The sequence below is a fragment of the Thermophilibacter sp. ZX-H3 genome (assembly GCF_052599055.1).
The window spans coordinates 86,235-101,005 of sequence record NZ_JBQXES010000002.1; the positions used below are offsets into that span (position 1 = coordinate 86,235).

Here is a 14,771-nt window from a genome sequence, read left to right on the forward strand (position 1 = left end):
TGAAGGCGTCTTTTTGTACGTCGGTTCGAATAACTTATGTCAACCAAACTGCGCTGCGGATTGATGCGCTTCGGTCAGCTGGCCGTCAGCGAGCGGTATGACGCCGGACGAGATATCTCCGAACGAGGGGGTGGGTTTGCCCCGTGGAGCGGAGAATCCCCCTCACACGCCTTGGCTCGAAGTTGAGGACGGGAAGGGGGTTCGGATGAGGCGACGGTTCAGATTGATGGTCTCGGGCGCCTGCGCGCTCGTAGCGGCGCTGGTCTGCGGGGTCTATGGGCAGCACGTTCGCGACGAGGCGGAGCGCGTGAGGACGGAGGCGCTCGAGCGCTACGGGGGCGAGGTCGTGAGCCTCCTCGTTGCCCCGAACGGCCTTGAGGCGGGGGAGGTCGTCGACAGGCAGAACGTCGTCGAGCGGGACTGGCTCGCCGACCTCGCCCCAGAGGGGGCCGTCGTCGGCATCGACGCGGTGCTGGGCGAGGAGGTGACGGTCCCGGCCGCGGCGGGGTCCCCGCTCACCGAGCTCAACTTCCGCGACAGCGAGGACGCGATCGACGTCCCCTCGGGACGCGTCGCCCTGTCGATCCCGGTGATGGAGGACCTGGGGCTGCCCTCCTCCGCCGCCGAGGGAACGACGCTTGCCGCGTATGAGGTCACCGACTCGGGGGTGAGCCTCCTTGCGGCCGACCTCACCGTGCTTCGCGCGCCCGGCGAGCATGCGTCGGTGGGCTCGCGCGGCGCGGTCACGCTCTCGGTGTCCCCTGACAGCGTGGCGAGCATCCTCGCGTCGAGCGCGGAGGGGAGCCTGCGTCTCGCCCTCCCTGCCGACGACGCTGAGGGGCTCGAGACGGGGGCGGAGGTCGTTCGGCCGGAGGCCGGAGCTGAGCAGGGCGTGCCCGCCGTGGAGGCGGAGGCGCCGGGCGAGGAGGGGGATGCCTCATGAGCGAGTGGGTCGCCGTGTGCGACGAGAGGGACTACGAGCTGATGGGCCGCGTCGCGCGCTCCTTGGACGCCTCGGCGGAGATGGAGCTCGTCGGAACCCCTGATGCGCTGAGAAGAACGGTGTTCGAGGCGGTCCCCGGCGAGCTGGGAGTGATTGTCGGCCAGGTCGACGGGGGCGTGTCCGACGTGAACCTTGCCGCCGCGATTGCCCACGACGGGAACGCCCGGCGGGTCGTGCTCGCGCGCCACGGGGTCTCGGGCTCGCTGCGCTCCCGTGCGGCCCGCGCCGGGATAGACGACGTCGTGGACCTCGACGAGGGCGACGGCGGTCCGGGAGATGGCGCGTCTGCGGGCGATGGGGGTCGCTCGGCGCAGAGTCCCGATTGCCCTCCCGGGCCGTCCGCGCGCCTGTCCCCCGGGCGGGAGGGTGCCGCGGTGCTGACGTTTTGCTCGGGTCGCGGCGGCGTCGGGAAGACCTCGGTCGTGGCCGCCTTCGCCGCCCAGGCGCAGCGGTGGGGGATGAGGGCCCGCATGCTCGACCTCGACCTCTCCTGCGGGAACCTGTTCAGCTGCTTCGGCCTGCCGAGGGGCACCGATCTCTCCCGGCTGGTCGAGGGCGGGGACCTCGAGGGGTCCGAGGCGGGGTCGTGCGTCGCGGTGACGCCCCTGCTGGGGCTTGCGGGGCCCTGCGAGAGGCCGGAGTCCGCCGAGCTCGTCTCGCCTCATGTCGCCGAGCTCATCTCTGGGCTCGCGAGGGGGTGTGACCTCCTGCTCGTCGACACGTCGACGACGCTCACCGATGCGGTGGCGCAGGCCGCCCAGCTTGCGGACCGGCTGGTCATCGTCTCTGACGATCGGCCGGGGGGCACGGCGGCGCTCGCGCGCGTGGGAGGCCTTGCGGTGAGGCTTGGCGTCGCCCGAACGCGCATCGCTCGCCTCGAGAACAGGGCGAGCCCGCGGAGGGGGACCGACCTCGCCTTGGGACGTGCCGAGGTCGGTCTCGAGGTCGCGCGGGTGTATCGGGCCTTTGACGGAGGTGACGAGGCGGCGGACCTCCTTGCCGAGGGGCTCGCGCTCGAGCTTCCCGATTCGGGAGGGCCCTTTGCGGAGTCGGTCGCCATCTCGCTCGCGCAGCTGCTTGCGGAGCTTGGGAGGCTGCCGGCGTGCGAGGAGGCGGCGCGTGCCGCGGAGGGTTCGACGACGCGCCGTCGGCCGGTCTTCTTCGGGCTGCGGAGGGAGGCGAGGTAGATGTCACTTCTCGAGAGGGTTCGTGCCGTCGGGCCCGAGGCTGGCCTAGGGGGTTCCGAGGCGAGGGACCTGAGGGAGGCCCGCCGCGGCCTCAAGGCGGCGCTCGTCGAGCGGCTCGGCCTCGCCGTCATCGCGGGGATGCTCTCGTGGGAGGACCCCGGGAGGGCGCGCGACGAGCTGGGCGTGGCGCTCGACGCGATCCTCAACACGCAGGACTTTGGCTCCCTTGGTCCCGACGAGCGCTCCCTGCTCTCACGGCAGATACTGGACGAGGTCTGCGGGCTTGGGCCCATCCAGCCGCTGTTGGAGGATGACGAGATAACCGAGGTCATGATCAATGGCTGCGACGCGCTGTTCTACGAGCGCGAGGGGGAGCTCCACGCGGCCGACACCGTCTTCGACTCCCCAGAGCAGATCATGATCGTCCTCGACCGCATCCTCGCCCCCCTTGGGAGGCGCCTCGACCGATCGAGCCCCCTCGTGAGCGCCCGGCTCGCCAACGGCGACCGCGTGAACGCCGTGGCGTCCCCCGCCGCGATCGACGGTCCGGCGGTCACCATCCGCAAGTTCTCCGACCGCATCCGAACGCTGGGGCGCCTGGTGGAGCTGGGGTCCCTGCCGGGATGGTATGCGACGCTCCTCTCCTGGGCAGTGAGGGCACGCGCCTCGATCGCCGTCGCCGGCAGCACGGGGTCGGGCAAGACGACGCTGCTCAATGCGCTCTCCTGCGAGATACCCCGCGGGGAGAGGATCGTGACGATCGAGGACTCGGCGGAGCTTCGCTTTGACGCCCACCCCAACGTGGTGCGCCTCGAGGCGCAGGATGCCTCCATCGAGGGCGTGGGAGAGGTGACGATCAGGGACCTCGTAAAGAACTCCCTGCGCATGAGGCCCGATCGCATCGTCGTGGGGGAGGTGCGCGGAGAGGAGTGCGTGGACATGCTGAACGCCCTCAACACGGGGCATGACGGCTCGCTCACCACGCTCCACGCCGGCAGCGCCGAGGAGGCGGTCCTTCGCCTCATCCTCATGGCCAGGTTTGGGATGGACCTGCCGACAGCCCTCATCGAGGAGCAGATAGCCACCGCCATCGACCTCGTCGTCATGATGAGGCGCCTCGCTGACGGAAGGCGCGTCGTAACGTCGATGACGGAGGTGTCGCGCGGGGAGGACGGGGGCGCCCTCCTCGAGGAGTGCGTTCTCTTCGACCGGTCCGACCGCTCGTGGCGCCTCGTTCGGGAGCCGGCGTTCGTGGGAAGGGCGATCGATGACGGGGTCCTGGACGAGGGGGAGGTGAGCGGATGGAGGGAGTGCTTGTCCTCGGGGTCGCTCTGATGACGTTCCTGGCGACGCTTGCCCTTGTGCCGGGAGGGGGCGAGGGGGACGCCTGGTCTCCCGGTCGCCTCGCGCGGCGCGCGGGACACCGTGCGGCACGGCTCATGAGGCGCCTCGGCGAATCGGTGGCGGTCTCCCTGCTGGTCGGGACGGGCGTGGGACGGAGGCTCGCGCTCGAGGCGAGCTCCTCGCCCGCGGCGATCGCGCTTGGCGTCGGCCCCGAGGGCTCGCTTGCCGCGCTCCTCTGCGCGGGGGCGCTCGCCTGCGTGCTCTTCGGGCTGCTCCTCGCCTCCCCGCTCGCGTGCCCCGTGGCGGGGCTCGCGCTCGTCGGGGCGTGCGTGTCGCGCGACGCCGCGAGGGGGAGGCGTCTCAGGCGAGAGGTCCTCGGCGCCATGCCGGGCATCTACCGCACGCTTGCCGTTGCCATGGGCTCTGGCCAGACGCTCGCCCAGGCGGTCGAGTATGTGGGGACGCACGAGCGTGGCCCGGCCTCGGCGGCGTTTGCCCGCATGTCACTCCGCCTTCGATGCGGGATGGGTACCGAGGAGGCGGTCGAGGCGCTTTCGGGAGAGCTGGACGTGCCGGGCGCCGAGCTGCTCGCGACGGCCCTCGTCATCTCCCATCGGACGGGCAGCCCCCTCCGAGACCTGCTCGTCAGGTCGGCTCGGCTGGCCGAGCGCCAGGGCGAGTTCGAGCGGCTGCTCTCGGTGAAGACCGCCCAGGTGCGGCTCTCCGTGAGAATCGTCTGCCTCCTGCCCGCGATCATGGTCGGGGCGCTGACGCTGCTCTCCCCGGACTTTCAGAGAGGGCTTCTCACGCCCGCCGGAATCGGGTGCATCTGCGCGGCCATGGCGCTCGACGGGCTCGCGCTCGCAATCATCCGCCGGATGATGAGGGGGGTGCTGTGACATGGCTCCCGAGGATCTTGCGGCCCCGGCGGTCGCCGCCGCGCTCTGCGCCGCCGCCGTGTTGGCGCTTCCGGACGGGGCGGCAGCCCGGCAGCGGGGGAGGCGCCCGGGGTTCCTCGGGCGAGCCGAGGACCTCGTCCGGTCGATCCCCCCTGTGCGCCGCGCCCGGCTGGCGGGCGTGAGGGCACGGAGGAGGGTGGAGTGCCTCGCCGAGCTCCCGGTCCTTCTCGACGTGGTGACGCTCGGCCTCTCGGCCGGGCTCTCCTTTGACTCTTCGTTGGAGCTGTACTGCGAGCGGTGCGCGAACGAGCTCGCGCGGTCTCTCGAGGGGGCGATGCTCAGCTGGCGCATCGGCGTTGCCGGGAGGGAGGAGGCGCTGCTCTCGCTTGCGGAGGAGCTCGACCTCGCGCCGCTCGGTCGCTTTGCCGCGGTCGTGGGCGAGTCGCTCGCCTTTGGCGCGCCGCTCGCCGCCGCGCTCGAGCGACAGGCGCGGGCGATGCGCGACGAGCAGCGCTCCCAGGTCGAGGAGGAGATCGAGAAGGTCCCGGTGAAGATGCTCGTCCCTCTGGGGACGCTCATCGTCCCCGCGATGTTCCTGGCGATACTGGGCCCGCTCCTTGGGTCCGCGGTGGTGGTCGGCTAGCGCCGAGCTCTAGGAGAAAGGAGAGAGGAATGGTCGAGAGAGGTCGAGAGCGTGGCATGGTCGCACGCGCGCGTGCGCTCGTGCGAGACGAGGCGGGGCAGGGGACGACCGAGTACGCGATCCTGGTGGGGGTCCTTGTGGTCCTGGCCATCGTCGCGATCATAGCGTTCCGCGACCGGGTGGCAGAGCTATGGGACGCCATCGCGAGCGGGATCAACTCGCTGTGAGGCGCCCTCGGCCCGGCGGGGCCGTCGCCATCGCCGCCCTGACGTGCGCGCTGGTGGCGACCGCCCTGCTGTGGGCCGGGGCGGGCGGTCCCACCATGGGGAAGGGCGCTCGGGAGGGCGTGTCCGACGACGCCGTGGGGGCGTCGTCCCTGGGCGTCGACGTCCCGACGGGAGCGCGGGTGACGAGTCATGAGAGCGGGCGGTCCGTCGTGGACGAGGGGGCGAGCGTGCTGGAGGGCTACCAGTCGCGCGGGGACTGCGTTCTCGCCCACGCGGGATACATCGATCTGGCAGGGAGGGTATGGGCATGCGTCGTGCAGGGAGCGGGATGGGCGGAGGTGTGCGTGGTGCAGGAGGGCGCGTCCGGCGGGTGCGAGGTCGTCTCGTGGCGCATGGACGCAGGCGACGTCGACTCCGGGAGTCGCTGATGCGGTCGAGCTCCGGCCAGTCGACCCTCGAGTACATGCTCGTCCTTCTCGCCTTCATGGCCATGGTCTGCGCGCTCGCGCTCGTCTGGCATGCGGCGCGTGACGGGAGGCTGCTCGCGCTTGCCAAGGGGGCGGCGTCACACGGGACGGACCAGGGGGCGGTCGCGCTCCTCAAAGACGTGGCGGCGTTCTGAGATGGGGCGCGAGCTCTTGAGAAGCGGCCAGTCGACGGTGGAGGCGGCGCTGCTCATTCCCGTGACGCTCACCATCGTTGCGCTTCTCGTGCAGCCGGCCTGCGTCCTGTACACGAGGTCGGTGATGTCGGCGACGGCCCACGAGCTCGCCCGCGTGGTCTCCACGAGCCGGGGGTCTGCCGACGAGGTGCGAGCGTACGCGCTCAGGAGGCTCGCGGCGGTCCCCGAGGCGCTGCTGTTCCACGAGGGCGGGACCGACGCGTGGGAGGTCGTTACGGAGGGCCCGGACGACGCGGGGCGCGTGAGCGTGTCGGTCGAGGGGCGCGTGAGGCCGCTTCCGCTTCTCGGGGCGATTGTGTCCGCGCTGGGAACGGCGGAGGGCGACGCGGTGGTCGTGCGGGTCGAGGCGAGCTGCGACCTGCGGGCGAGCTGGATTGGGGGGAGCTATGACGAGTGGGTCGTCATGTGGGGCTGAGCCGCGGCCGGGACTCGCGCCCGTCCTCGGTCTCTTCAGGGATGACGAAGGGGGGTTCACGACCGTCGCGGTGGCGGTCTCTCTCATCCTCAGCCTGTCCCTCGTCTTCGCGGCGGCGAGCGCCACATGGGTGGCCGGGCGTTCCTCGGAGGTGCAGCGCGTGGCGGACGCCTGCGCCCTCGCGGGCGAGAACACGGTCGCGGCCTTCTCGACGGTCGTCCAGGTCGTTGACGCATGCGTGCTCAGCATGGGGCTCGCGGGCGTCATCGTGCTCGGGGCGGGGCTCGTGGTCTCGTGCGTGCCCGGGCTCTCCGCCGCGGGGGCGGAGGTCACGTCGGCGGGCGGGAGGATACTTGAGGCCCGGAGGTCGTTCGCGGAAAGCGCGGGGGAGGGGATCGAGCGCCTCGAGGCGACGCTCCCGCTGCTGATCGTGGCCAACTCGGCGTCATGCGTCGAGGCGAACGAGGCGGGCGGCGTCTCGTACATGGGCTGCGCGATTCCGTTCCCCACCGAGTCGCGCTCGGACTTCTCCGCCCTCGAGGCCGATGTCGACGAGGACGAGCTCGTCGAGCTCTCCGACCAGATGCGGGAGGTCTCCGACGAGGTCGACGAGGCGCAGAGGCGAGCGGAGGAGGCTAAGGAGCGTGCGTGGCGGGCGGACTGCGTCACCGAGCCCTATTGCCTGCGGGAGCGCGCGGCCTCCCTCGCGGGGCTCGGGGTCGGGGAGAACCCCCACTATCCGACGGTGGACGCGTGGACCTTCGGGGTCCCGCTCCTGCGCGCCCGCGCCTACTACGCCGCGCGCCTGGCCTCGGCCCACGTCGGGGGCTCCGGCGCGGAGGAGATCACGGACTCCGCCTGTCGGCGGGCGTTCTACGAGTACGCCCTCGAGGAGGTGCGGTCCGGCTCCTACGAGGAGCACGCTGACGGAACGGTGAGCGTCGACCTCCCGAGCCTCCCGAGAAACGCCGATCAGACGCGCGGGACCAGGCTCTACACCGATGCCATGTGGCCGTGCACCGTCGAGGGTGGCGTGCGCACGCTGCACTCGTCCACGCTCTGCCCGGGCGCCGGGGGAGCTCCGTCCGGGAGCGCGTCGCTCGCGGACGCCGAGGCGGGGTCTGTTGCCACGTGCGACCAGTGCCGCATGGACATCGGGGACATGGGGCGCGTCGCCTCGGCGTCGACGTCCATAGCCAACGGGTTCGAGCACCACTGGCGCATCATCGTCGAGGCGTCGAGGGACTACGAGGCGGCGCGGCGGGACGAGGCGGCGGCGGAGGCGCGGCTGCAGGGGCTCGCGGAGCAGGGCGAGGGCGCGTTCGAGCGTGCGCTCGAGGAGCTCTCCGTCGCCCGGCCCACGCTCTGCCCTCCCGGCGCATGGGGGTGCGTCGCCGTGGTCGCGCGCTCGGGCTCGAGCGTCCCCTCGGAGCTGACCGCCTCGTTCCTCTCGTCCGCGGAGCTTCCCGACGGCGTTGCCGTGTCCGCCGCGGCGCTCGCCCCGGATGACGCCACGGCGGAGAACAACGTGCTCTCGAGCTTCTTCGACTCCCTCGGCGCGAGCGACTCGGCCCTCGGCGGCGCGCTCGACGGCGTGATGGGGCTCTGGGGGAGGCTGCTCGTCGGCTACGGCTCGGCGTATGAGAGCGTGGGAAGCGCCGGGTCTGAGTTTCTCGACGGGCTTGATGGGGTGCTCGGCGGGAGCGTGGGCGCGTGGCTGCGCGGGCGGCTCGAGCAGGTGCTGCGGGCCGCGGGCTTCGAGCCCGTTGACATGCGCCTGAGAAAGCCCGTGCTCGCCAACACGCAGGACGTGCTCGACCAGGCGGGCCTCGGGCGGGTCTCGACCATTCGATCGCTCGTGAACGCCCTGCCCGACTCGGGATCTGCCCTCGACCTCGCCCAGGCGGCGGGCCTCTGGCTCGTGGACGAGGTCGGGACGGACGAGTTCACCCTTGCCGAGATTCCCATCCCGGGGACCGAGCTCTCCATCCCGCTCACCATCGATCTCTCGAGTCTGGGAGGTGGCTCGTGATGTCGGGGCGTGCCGGCCGGGGGCTGGGGAGGCGCGGCCAGATGACCGTTGAGCTTGCGGTCGTCGTGCCCGTGGTCATCGTCGTGGCGCTCATCGTGCTCAACCTCATGTGGTTCGTCGACGCGTGCGCCGCGTTCGACCAGGCCGCGCTCGACGCCGTCGTGGCGCATGGGGTCTCGCCCGCGGGGGAGCAGACGGGCTCCGCCGCCGTCGCGCAGGTCAAGGCGGCGCTCGAGCAGGCGATGGGCAGGGAGGGCACCTGCGAGGTGGAGGTGAGCGCCCAGGCGGTGTCGGGCGGGGGAGAGGCGGCGTCCCTCGTCGTCTCCCCCCTGCTCACGCGCTATACCTGCACGCTCGTCTATCGGCCGTGGCCGCGGCTGCTGAGGATGCCGGGCGTGACGTACGAGGCGCCCCTCGCGCTCCGGCACGAGCGGGAGCTCGTGGTCGACCGCTACCGGCCAGGGGTGGTGGTCTGAGTGGGCGTCGTGAGGGTGCGCTCCGACGAGAGGCCCTGGCTCTGCCACGAGCTCGTTGTGCTCTCGACGTGGGCGGAGAGGCTGCGGGGGCTGCTCGGGACGGACGAGGGGGCGGCGCCCGTGATGCTCCTGCGGTGCGGCTCCGTCCACACGTTCGGCATGAGCTACCCAATCGACGTCGCGTTTGTTGGCGAGCGTGGGGAGGTCCTCGAGGTTCGCAGAGGGGTCGGCCCGGGGGAGTTCCTGTCAAACCCCGGCGCCGAGTGCACGATCGAGCGGCCGGCGAGCGAGGGACGGTGGGTCGATGAGGGCGAGCACCTGTGGGTCGTCTCGCTCTCCGTGCCGCCCGCCACATAGCGAAGGAGGAGACGATGGAACTGACGAGAAGCGCGCGGGGGAGCTACGAGACCAAGCTGTGCCCCCGCTGTGGCGCCGAGCTCTACGCGGACATGAGCGTCTGCTACGGGTGCCTCTATGACTTCACGCGGGACGTGGGGCATGCCCCCGGCGCGCTGCCGTCTCCCGCGGGGGCGGCACCTTCATCTGACGCCCTTGGCGGCGACACGGAGGACCTCTCCGCCGCGGCGTCGCTCGCGCGGCGGAGGGGGAGGGAGGTCGGGGTCGTCGTCCGCACGGCGTCGGTCGACCTCTGGGTTCCCGTCCCCGGGGGCGGGGCGTCCGTGGGGAGGGACCCGTCGAACGACGTCGTGCTCCACTCGCTCGCCATCTCTCGACGCCACCTGAGCATGGTCCCGACGCCGGATGGCATGGAGGTCGAGGACCTGGGCTCCAAGAACCCCGCCACGTATCGGGGGAGAGACGTCGCCGGGCGCGTTATCGTGCCCTATGGGGACGAGATAGACCTCTGCGGATGCCGCCTCGTCATGACCGGGCCCGAGGCGTCGTAGCGGCATGTCGGAAGAGGCCCCGTGGCGCGACGAGGGGACGCGCAGGGAGGTCGACTTCGGACGAGTCGGCGGCAAATCGTATCGGGCACTCGTGAGGCATGCGGTCGGCGAGCGTGCCGCGGATGCCGTCCTCGAGGGCATCAGGAGGATGCTGCACCATCGCAGCGGAACGCCATACGAGGACCTCTACGTCCATGACATGCGGGACGGCTCGCTCGTGGGAAGTGTCGTGAACGCCCGGGTGCCAAAGAGGGTCGAGTTCACGGAGGGGCTGGCGAAGGCGACCTCGGCGGCCGTGGACGATGGGGCCAAGATCGCCATCGTCCACAACCATCCTGACGGCTTTCCTCCGTCTGCGGCAGACATACGCATCCTCATCGCAAACCGCGCGCGGCGCGGCATCATCGCCTGCCACGACGGGAGCCTGTACGTCTTCGAGATAGTCGGCGATCCCGTGCCCGGGTATAGTATTGATGACGCAACAATTCGGATGCTCTCGCAGCTGCGTGGCGGGAGCGAGCCTGATTTGCTGAGGGGTTACGAGGAGAGTCTGGGGGTGCGAGTTGAGCATCTACGCTGAGGTTAGCCGCAGGTTCCACGAACTGTATTGCGGCGATGATGACCGCAACGAGTTCACCGAGATTCTCGAGAAGATGTCGCCAGAAGACCAAGGCCTCTGGCGGATGGAGGCGGAGTTCGAATTCTCCTACCGCGCCGGTCGAGGCAGCAGGCCCGGTTATACAGAGGATGCCGAGCGCGCCATCATGGAGCGCTTCGCCGCCGAGGAGGCGGCGCGCTCGGAAAGGGCGGCGTAGCCCCGTTCTTCTCGCCCGCCCTTCTCGCCTGTGGAGGCGCCGGAAAAAAGTCTTTGACATGCCGGACGAGTTTGGTATAGTAATTCCCGCACCAAATGGCTGGGTAGCTCAGTTGGTAGAGCAGGGGACTGAAAATCCCCGTGTCAGGGGTTCGACTCCCTTCCCCGCCACCAGAACTTTCGCAGGTCGGAGGCCATGTGTCTCCGACCTGCTTTGCTATTGGCACAGGCCTCGCGCGCGAGAGGGCCGCCCCCCTAGTAGCGCACCTCGAACTCGGTCTCGTCGGGGACGAGGGGGATGTCCTCCCGCTCGTCGACCGTGTAGCTGATGGGGTAGCGCCGATACGCCTCGAGCATGCGCGAGAAGAACGCGCCGACGTGCGCGGTGGAGCCCTGGATTTCCGCCGTGACCGACCCGTCGCGCTCGTTTCTCACCCAGCCCGTGAGGGAGAGCTCGCGGGCGACGCCCATCGAGGTCCAGCGGAAGCCCACGCCCTGGACCTGCCCCACGAAGCGCAGGCGCAGCCTGCGGGCGTCGTCGGGAAGCGGGGCGGCCGGGGCCTTCTCGGTCTGCGCCGACCTGCGTCTGAAGTTGAACATGACGCCTCCTCCCTGCCGTGGCTGTTCTGAATTGGTGTTCGCCCGCGGCGCGCGGCCGCGCCGTCGGGCCGTTGCTTACAATAGTAGCCGCGAACGAACGCCCGCGCACAAGGAGGAACGATGGGCTGTACAAGAAGAGAGTTTCTCGCGCTGGCCTCGGCATCTGCCGCCGTTGGCCTTGCCGCCTGCACCCCCGAGGCGCAGCCGTCCGAGCCCGCCACCCCGGAGGAGCCCGGCGAGAAGAACCCCGACGTCGACCTCTCTGAGTTCGAGTCGCTCTCCATCGACGCCTCGAAGTGGCACTACGATGAGGACAACGACGTCTACTACCAGCTCGGGCTCACCTACTGCCTCTCCCCGGCGACCGAGACCTACGAGTCGCTCGCGATCTTCGTTCCCGGCGCCTACTTCACCGCCGAGAAGAAGGGCGACACCTACGCCTGCACCGTGAACGAGAAGGCCGTGGTGGGCAGTTTCACCCCCGCGACCGCGCCCATCCTCATGCCCATCAACACCGGTACGCTCTCGGCCCAGATGAGCCCCACGGTGTATGGCTACGAGGGGCTCGCCCCCTACCTCGAGGCCGGCTGCGTCTATGTCTACGCGGGCTTCCGCGGCCGGTCGGCCGGGTATGACACCGCCTCGGGCTCCGACGAGCTCTTCCCGGGCGGCTCTCCCTGGCCGGTCGTCGACCTCAAGGCGGCCGTCCGCTACCTGCGTTACAACGCCGGCGCCCTGCCGTGCGACGCGAGCCGCGTCTTCGTCTTCGGCTTCTCGGCCGGCGGCGGCGTGAGCGCCGTGCTCGGCTCCTCGGGCGATGCGGCCGAGTTCGCTCCCTACCTCGACTCCATCGGCGCTGTCACGCACGACGCCGAGGGCAACGCGGTCTCCGACGCCATCGCGGGAAGCGCCTCGTGGTGCCCCCTCACCTCCTTCGACGTCGCCGACGCCGCCTACGAGTGGGGGGCCGGCCAGTACGCGAGTGCCGACACCCGCGCGGAGGGCACCTGGACCCGCGCCCTCTCCCAGGACCTCGCCGCCGCCTACGGCGCCTGGGTGAACGAGATGGACCTGCGCTCCGCGGAGGACGAGCAGCTCACGCTCGACGAGACGGAGGCGGGCATCTTCGCGATGGGCTCCTACGCGAGCGCCCTTCTCGGCAACATCGACGACGCCGCGACCTACTTCGTGCAGAACACGGCGTTCCCGTACACCTACACCCCGCAGCGCCTCGAGGAGCCCACGTTCCCCGGCGACCCCAACCTCGTGGCGACCCGCGCCTCCGAGGCGGCCGCCCAGTCCGCCACGTCGACGCCGCAGGCCGAGGCGCAGGCGGACGGCACGGGGGAGGCCCCCGCGGACGGCGGGGCCGGGACGGACTCCGAGGCTGGAACCGAGGCCGGCGCCGACGAGACGGCCGAGGCTACCGAGACGGCCGACGCCGCCCCTGCCGCGTCGCCCACGAGCGCCGCGAGCGCTCTCACGGGCGTGGCTCAGGTCCAGTCGACGATCTACGACTCGGCCCAGAACTACTTCGCCGCCCTCAACAACGAGGGCTGGTGGATCAACTACAACCACCGCTCCCAGAGCGTCTCGGTGGCGAGCCTGCGCGACTTCTCCGTCAACCTGCGCCCGGCGAACTCCCCGGCGTCCCCCTTCGACCTGCCCAACCGCAGCTCGCGCACGAACCAGCTCTTCGGCATCGGCGAGGAGTCGACCCTGCACTTCGACGCCGTGGCGGCGGAGCTCGTCGCGGCGAACGTCGACGCGTACGCCACGTGCGAGGGGTGGAACCCCGAGTACGAGGCGGCATGGGAGGAGGACCTCGAGAAGGTCGACGCGCTCGAGACCGACATGGCCACGCGCGTGTCGATGATGAACCCGCTCTTCTGGCTGAGCGGCCACTACGCGGGCTACGGCCAGGCGTCCGTCGCCCCGCACTGGCGCGTCAACGAGGGCCTCTTCGACACCGACGCCCCGCTCGGGACCGCCGCCAACATCGTCTTCGCGCTGCGCAAGTACGACGGCGTCTCCGACGTCTCCTACACCCCCGTCTGGGGCCAGGGGCACGTCCTCGCCGAGAGGGCCGGCTCCGCGACGTCCAACCTCGTCGAGTGGGTCGTCTCCTGCTGCACGGCGGCGCAGTGATGTCGCAGGACTCGCAGGGGTCCTCCGCGTCCGATGACGCGCGGGGCGAGAAGAACGGCCTGCCCGCCCGCTCGCTCGCCCCGCGCCAGACCCTGTTCGTGGGCATCACGCTCTTCTCGATGTTCTTCGGCGCCGGCAACCTCATCCTGCCGCCGCTCCTCGGCGTCCAGGCGGGCTCGGACGGGCTGCCGGCGATTCTCGGCTTCTTCGTCACGGGGGTGGGCCTCCCGGTGCTCGGCATCGTCGCCGTTGCGCTCTCCGGCACGCTGCGCGACCTCGCGACGCGGGTCCACCCGACCTTCGCCCGGGTCTTCGTCGCCCTCGTCTACCTTGCCATCGGCCCCTGCCTCGCCATCCCGCGCACGGCGTCGACGGCCTTCGAGATGCTTGCCCCGCTGCTTCCCGAGGGGGTGTCGCTCGAGCTTGCCCGCCTGGCGTTCTCCGTGGCGTTCTTCGTGGTCGCCTACGTGCTCGCGCTGCACCCCGGGCGGCTGACGCGCCTGCTCGGGCGCGTCACCGGGCCCGCGCTGATCGCGCTGATCGTCGTGGTGGTGGCCTCGGCGCTCGTCTCCCTGCCCGGGATGACCCCCGCCCCAGCGCCCGTCGCTCCCTACGACGGCGCCCCGGCCGTGGCGGGCTTCCTCACGGGCTACCAGACGATGGACCTTCTCGCCTCGCTCACCTTCGGACTCGTGATAGCGACGAACGTCCGCGCCCTCGGCGTCACCGCGCCCCGTGACGTCACGCGCGCGGTGTGCGGCGCCGGCGTGATCGCGGGCGTCCTCATGATGGCGGTCTACGGCGGCCTCTGCGTGGTGGGATACGAGCTCTCCGCCGAGCTCGCGTCGGTCACGAACGGCGCCGTCGTCATCACCGCCTCGGCCTCGGCCCACTTCGGCCTCGCGGGGACGGCAATCGTGGCCGCCATCTTCCTGCTCGCGTGCCTGAACGTCTGCATCGGCCTCATCAGCTGCTGCGGCTCCTACTTCTCCGAGGAGCTCCCGCGTGTCTCGTACCGGGCGTGCGCGCTCGCCTTCGCTGCCTTCTCGTGCGCGGTCTCGAACCTCGGGCTGGACGCGATCATCTCGTTCTCCGCCACCCTGCTCGGCGCGCTCTACCCGCCCGCCATCGTGCTCGTGGCGATGGGACTGCTCCGTCGCCGCTGCGACGCGGTGCCGGCGGTCTGGCCCTGGACGGTTGGCGTCACGGTGGCGGTGAGCGCGGCCGAGGCCCTGCGCGACGCCCTCGCGCCCGCGCTCGCGCTTCCGCTCGACGTGCTGCCGCTCGCGGGCATGGGCCTGGGGTGGGTCCTTCCCGCCCTGCTCGCGGCCGCGCTCTCGTCTGCACTGTCCGTCCTGCTCCGGCGCCGCCACGCGCGCGACTGACCCGACCC

18 protein-coding genes and 1 tRNA gene are annotated in these 14,771 nt (G+C 71.0%); 18 read left to right on the top strand and 1 reads right to left on the bottom strand.

Translation table 11 applies throughout. From position 1 onward, the window contains the following. Nucleotides 1-205: 205 nt before the first annotated feature. The 16 genes from ACULPM_RS01220 (at nucleotide 206) to ACULPM_RS01295 (ending at nucleotide 10,804) form a co-directional block, all read left to right on the top strand. The gene (locus ACULPM_RS01220) at nucleotides 206-943 is read left to right on the top strand and encodes an SAF domain-containing protein (RefSeq protein ID WP_445330732.1); all 738 of its coding nucleotides are present in this window, start codon (nucleotides 206-208) and stop codon (nucleotides 941-943) included. After that, the gene (locus ACULPM_RS01225) at nucleotides 940-2,190 is read left to right on the top strand and encodes a MinD/ParA family ATP-binding protein (protein ID WP_445330733.1); all 1,251 of its coding nucleotides are present in this window, start codon (nucleotides 940-942) and stop codon (nucleotides 2,188-2,190) included. Before ACULPM_RS01220 ends, ACULPM_RS01225 begins: the two co-directional genes overlap by 4 nt. After that, the gene (locus tag ACULPM_RS01230) at nucleotides 2,191-3,525 is read left to right on the top strand and encodes a CpaF family protein (protein ID WP_445330734.1); all 1,335 of its coding nucleotides are present in this window, start codon (nucleotides 2,191-2,193) and stop codon (nucleotides 3,523-3,525) included. Then, on the top strand, nucleotides 3,492-4,433 hold the full coding sequence (locus ACULPM_RS01235; protein WP_445330735.1) for a type II secretion system F family protein: 942 nt from the start codon (nucleotides 3,492-3,494) through the stop codon (nucleotides 4,431-4,433). The genes ACULPM_RS01230 and ACULPM_RS01235 overlap by 34 nt, the downstream gene beginning before the upstream one ends. A gap of 1 nt (nucleotide 4,434) precedes the next feature. Beyond that, nucleotides 4,435-5,076, top strand: coding sequence for a type II secretion system F family protein (locus ACULPM_RS01240; RefSeq protein ID WP_445330736.1), 642 nt, complete (start codon nucleotides 4,435-4,437; stop codon nucleotides 5,074-5,076). 29 nt (nucleotides 5,077-5,105) lie between these two features. Beyond that, nucleotides 5,106-5,303, top strand: a complete 198-nt coding sequence (locus ACULPM_RS01245) for a Flp family type IVb pilin (protein ID WP_167930456.1) — start codon at nucleotides 5,106-5,108, stop codon at nucleotides 5,301-5,303. Beyond that, complete coding sequence (locus ACULPM_RS01250; protein ID WP_445330737.1) at nucleotides 5,300-5,731, top strand: hypothetical protein; 432 nt, start codon at nucleotides 5,300-5,302, stop codon at nucleotides 5,729-5,731. The genes ACULPM_RS01245 and ACULPM_RS01250 overlap by 4 nt, the downstream gene beginning before the upstream one ends. Then, complete coding sequence (locus tag ACULPM_RS01255) at nucleotides 5,731-5,925, top strand: hypothetical protein (protein ID WP_445330738.1); 195 nt, start codon at nucleotides 5,731-5,733, stop codon at nucleotides 5,923-5,925. The genes ACULPM_RS01250 and ACULPM_RS01255 overlap by 1 nt, the downstream gene beginning before the upstream one ends. 1 nt (nucleotide 5,926) lies before the next feature. Continuing rightward, complete coding sequence (locus tag ACULPM_RS01260; protein WP_445330739.1) at nucleotides 5,927-6,400, top strand: TadE/TadG family type IV pilus assembly protein; 474 nt, start codon at nucleotides 5,927-5,929, stop codon at nucleotides 6,398-6,400. 70 nt (nucleotides 6,401-6,470) lie between these two features. Next, nucleotides 6,471-8,432: a hypothetical protein gene (locus tag ACULPM_RS01265; RefSeq protein WP_445330740.1), complete on the top strand. Its 1,962-nt coding sequence runs from the start codon at nucleotides 6,471-6,473 to the stop codon at nucleotides 8,430-8,432. A 41-nt stretch (nucleotides 8,433-8,473) separates the two neighbouring features. Beyond that, nucleotides 8,474-8,908 (top strand): hypothetical protein, encoded by a 435-nt coding sequence (locus tag ACULPM_RS01270; protein ID WP_167930964.1) that lies wholly within the window; start codon nucleotides 8,474-8,476, stop codon nucleotides 8,906-8,908. After that, nucleotides 8,909-9,265 carry a DUF192 domain-containing protein gene (locus tag ACULPM_RS01275; RefSeq protein ID WP_445330741.1) on the top strand — a complete coding sequence of 119 codons (357 nt, stop codon included), beginning with the start codon at nucleotides 8,909-8,911 and terminating at the stop codon, nucleotides 9,263-9,265. It abuts the gene before it with no gap. A 14-nt stretch (nucleotides 9,266-9,279) separates the two neighbouring features. Further along, entirely contained in the window at nucleotides 9,280-9,816 is a 537-nt protein-coding gene (locus ACULPM_RS01280; protein ID WP_445330742.1) for an FHA domain-containing protein, read from the top strand. 4 nt (nucleotides 9,817-9,820) lie between these two features. After that, the gene (locus tag ACULPM_RS01285) at nucleotides 9,821-10,396 is read left to right on the top strand and encodes a hypothetical protein (RefSeq protein ID WP_445330743.1); all 576 of its coding nucleotides are present in this window, start codon (nucleotides 9,821-9,823) and stop codon (nucleotides 10,394-10,396) included. Continuing rightward, nucleotides 10,380-10,631 carry a hypothetical protein gene (locus ACULPM_RS01290; protein WP_445330744.1) on the top strand — a complete coding sequence of 84 codons (252 nt, stop codon included), beginning with the start codon at nucleotides 10,380-10,382 and terminating at the stop codon, nucleotides 10,629-10,631. The genes ACULPM_RS01285 and ACULPM_RS01290 overlap by 17 nt, the downstream gene beginning before the upstream one ends. A 97-nt stretch (nucleotides 10,632-10,728) precedes the next feature. After that, nucleotides 10,729-10,804 (top strand) — tRNA-Phe (locus tag ACULPM_RS01295). Nucleotides 10,805-10,885: 81 nt separating this feature from the next. On the opposite strand, the gene ACULPM_RS01300 is transcribed toward ACULPM_RS01295, so the two are convergent. Further along, nucleotides 10,886-11,230 carry an acylphosphatase gene (locus ACULPM_RS01300; RefSeq protein WP_445330745.1) on the bottom strand — a complete coding sequence of 115 codons (345 nt, stop codon included), beginning with the start codon at nucleotides 11,228-11,230 and terminating at the stop codon, nucleotides 10,886-10,888. A gap of 120 nt (nucleotides 11,231-11,350) precedes the next feature. On the opposite strand from ACULPM_RS01300, the gene ACULPM_RS01305 reads away from it, so the two are divergent. Together ACULPM_RS01305 and brnQ are read left to right on the top strand one after the other, a co-directional pair. Next, on the top strand, nucleotides 11,351-13,378 hold the full coding sequence (locus ACULPM_RS01305) for a subtype A tannase (protein ID WP_167930931.1): 2,028 nt from the start codon (nucleotides 11,351-11,353) through the stop codon (nucleotides 13,376-13,378). Beyond that, the gene (gene brnQ / locus ACULPM_RS01310) at nucleotides 13,378-14,763 is read left to right on the top strand and encodes a branched-chain amino acid transport system II carrier protein (RefSeq protein WP_167930932.1); all 1,386 of its coding nucleotides are present in this window, start codon (nucleotides 13,378-13,380) and stop codon (nucleotides 14,761-14,763) included. The genes ACULPM_RS01305 and brnQ overlap by 1 nt, the downstream gene beginning before the upstream one ends. Nucleotides 14,764-14,771 lie beyond the last annotated feature (8 nt).

Coding starts and splice junctions, on each gene's coding strand:
- ACULPM_RS01280 (WP_445330742.1), top strand. CDS start 9,280: ATGGAACTGACGAGAAGCGCGCGGGGGAGCTACGAGACCAAGCTGTGC.
- ACULPM_RS01255 (WP_445330738.1), top strand. CDS start 5,731: ATGCGGTCGAGCTCCGGCCAGTCGACCCTCGAGTACATGCTCGTCCTT.
- ACULPM_RS01230 (WP_445330734.1), top strand. CDS start 2,191: ATGTCACTTCTCGAGAGGGTTCGTGCCGTCGGGCCCGAGGCTGGCCTA.
- ACULPM_RS01235 (WP_445330735.1), top strand. CDS start 3,492: ATGGAGGGAGTGCTTGTCCTCGGGGTCGCTCTGATGACGTTCCTGGCG.
- brnQ (WP_167930932.1), top strand. CDS start 13,378: ATGTCGCAGGACTCGCAGGGGTCCTCCGCGTCCGATGACGCGCGGGGC.
- ACULPM_RS01305 (WP_167930931.1), top strand. CDS start 11,351: ATGGGCTGTACAAGAAGAGAGTTTCTCGCGCTGGCCTCGGCATCTGCC.
- ACULPM_RS01285 (WP_445330743.1), top strand. CDS start 9,821: ATGTCGGAAGAGGCCCCGTGGCGCGACGAGGGGACGCGCAGGGAGGTC.
- ACULPM_RS01260 (WP_445330739.1), top strand. CDS start 5,927: ATGGGGCGCGAGCTCTTGAGAAGCGGCCAGTCGACGGTGGAGGCGGCG.
- ACULPM_RS01240 (WP_445330736.1), top strand. CDS start 4,435: ATGGCTCCCGAGGATCTTGCGGCCCCGGCGGTCGCCGCCGCGCTCTGC.
- ACULPM_RS01300 (WP_445330745.1), bottom strand. CDS start 11,230: ATGTTCAACTTCAGACGCAGGTCGGCGCAGACCGAGAAGGCCCCGGCC.
- ACULPM_RS01270 (WP_167930964.1), top strand. CDS start 8,474: ATGACCGTTGAGCTTGCGGTCGTCGTGCCCGTGGTCATCGTCGTGGCG.
- ACULPM_RS01225 (WP_445330733.1), top strand. CDS start 940: ATGAGCGAGTGGGTCGCCGTGTGCGACGAGAGGGACTACGAGCTGATG.
- ACULPM_RS01245 (WP_167930456.1), top strand. CDS start 5,106: ATGGTCGAGAGAGGTCGAGAGCGTGGCATGGTCGCACGCGCGCGTGCG.
- ACULPM_RS01220 (WP_445330732.1), top strand. CDS start 206: ATGAGGCGACGGTTCAGATTGATGGTCTCGGGCGCCTGCGCGCTCGTA.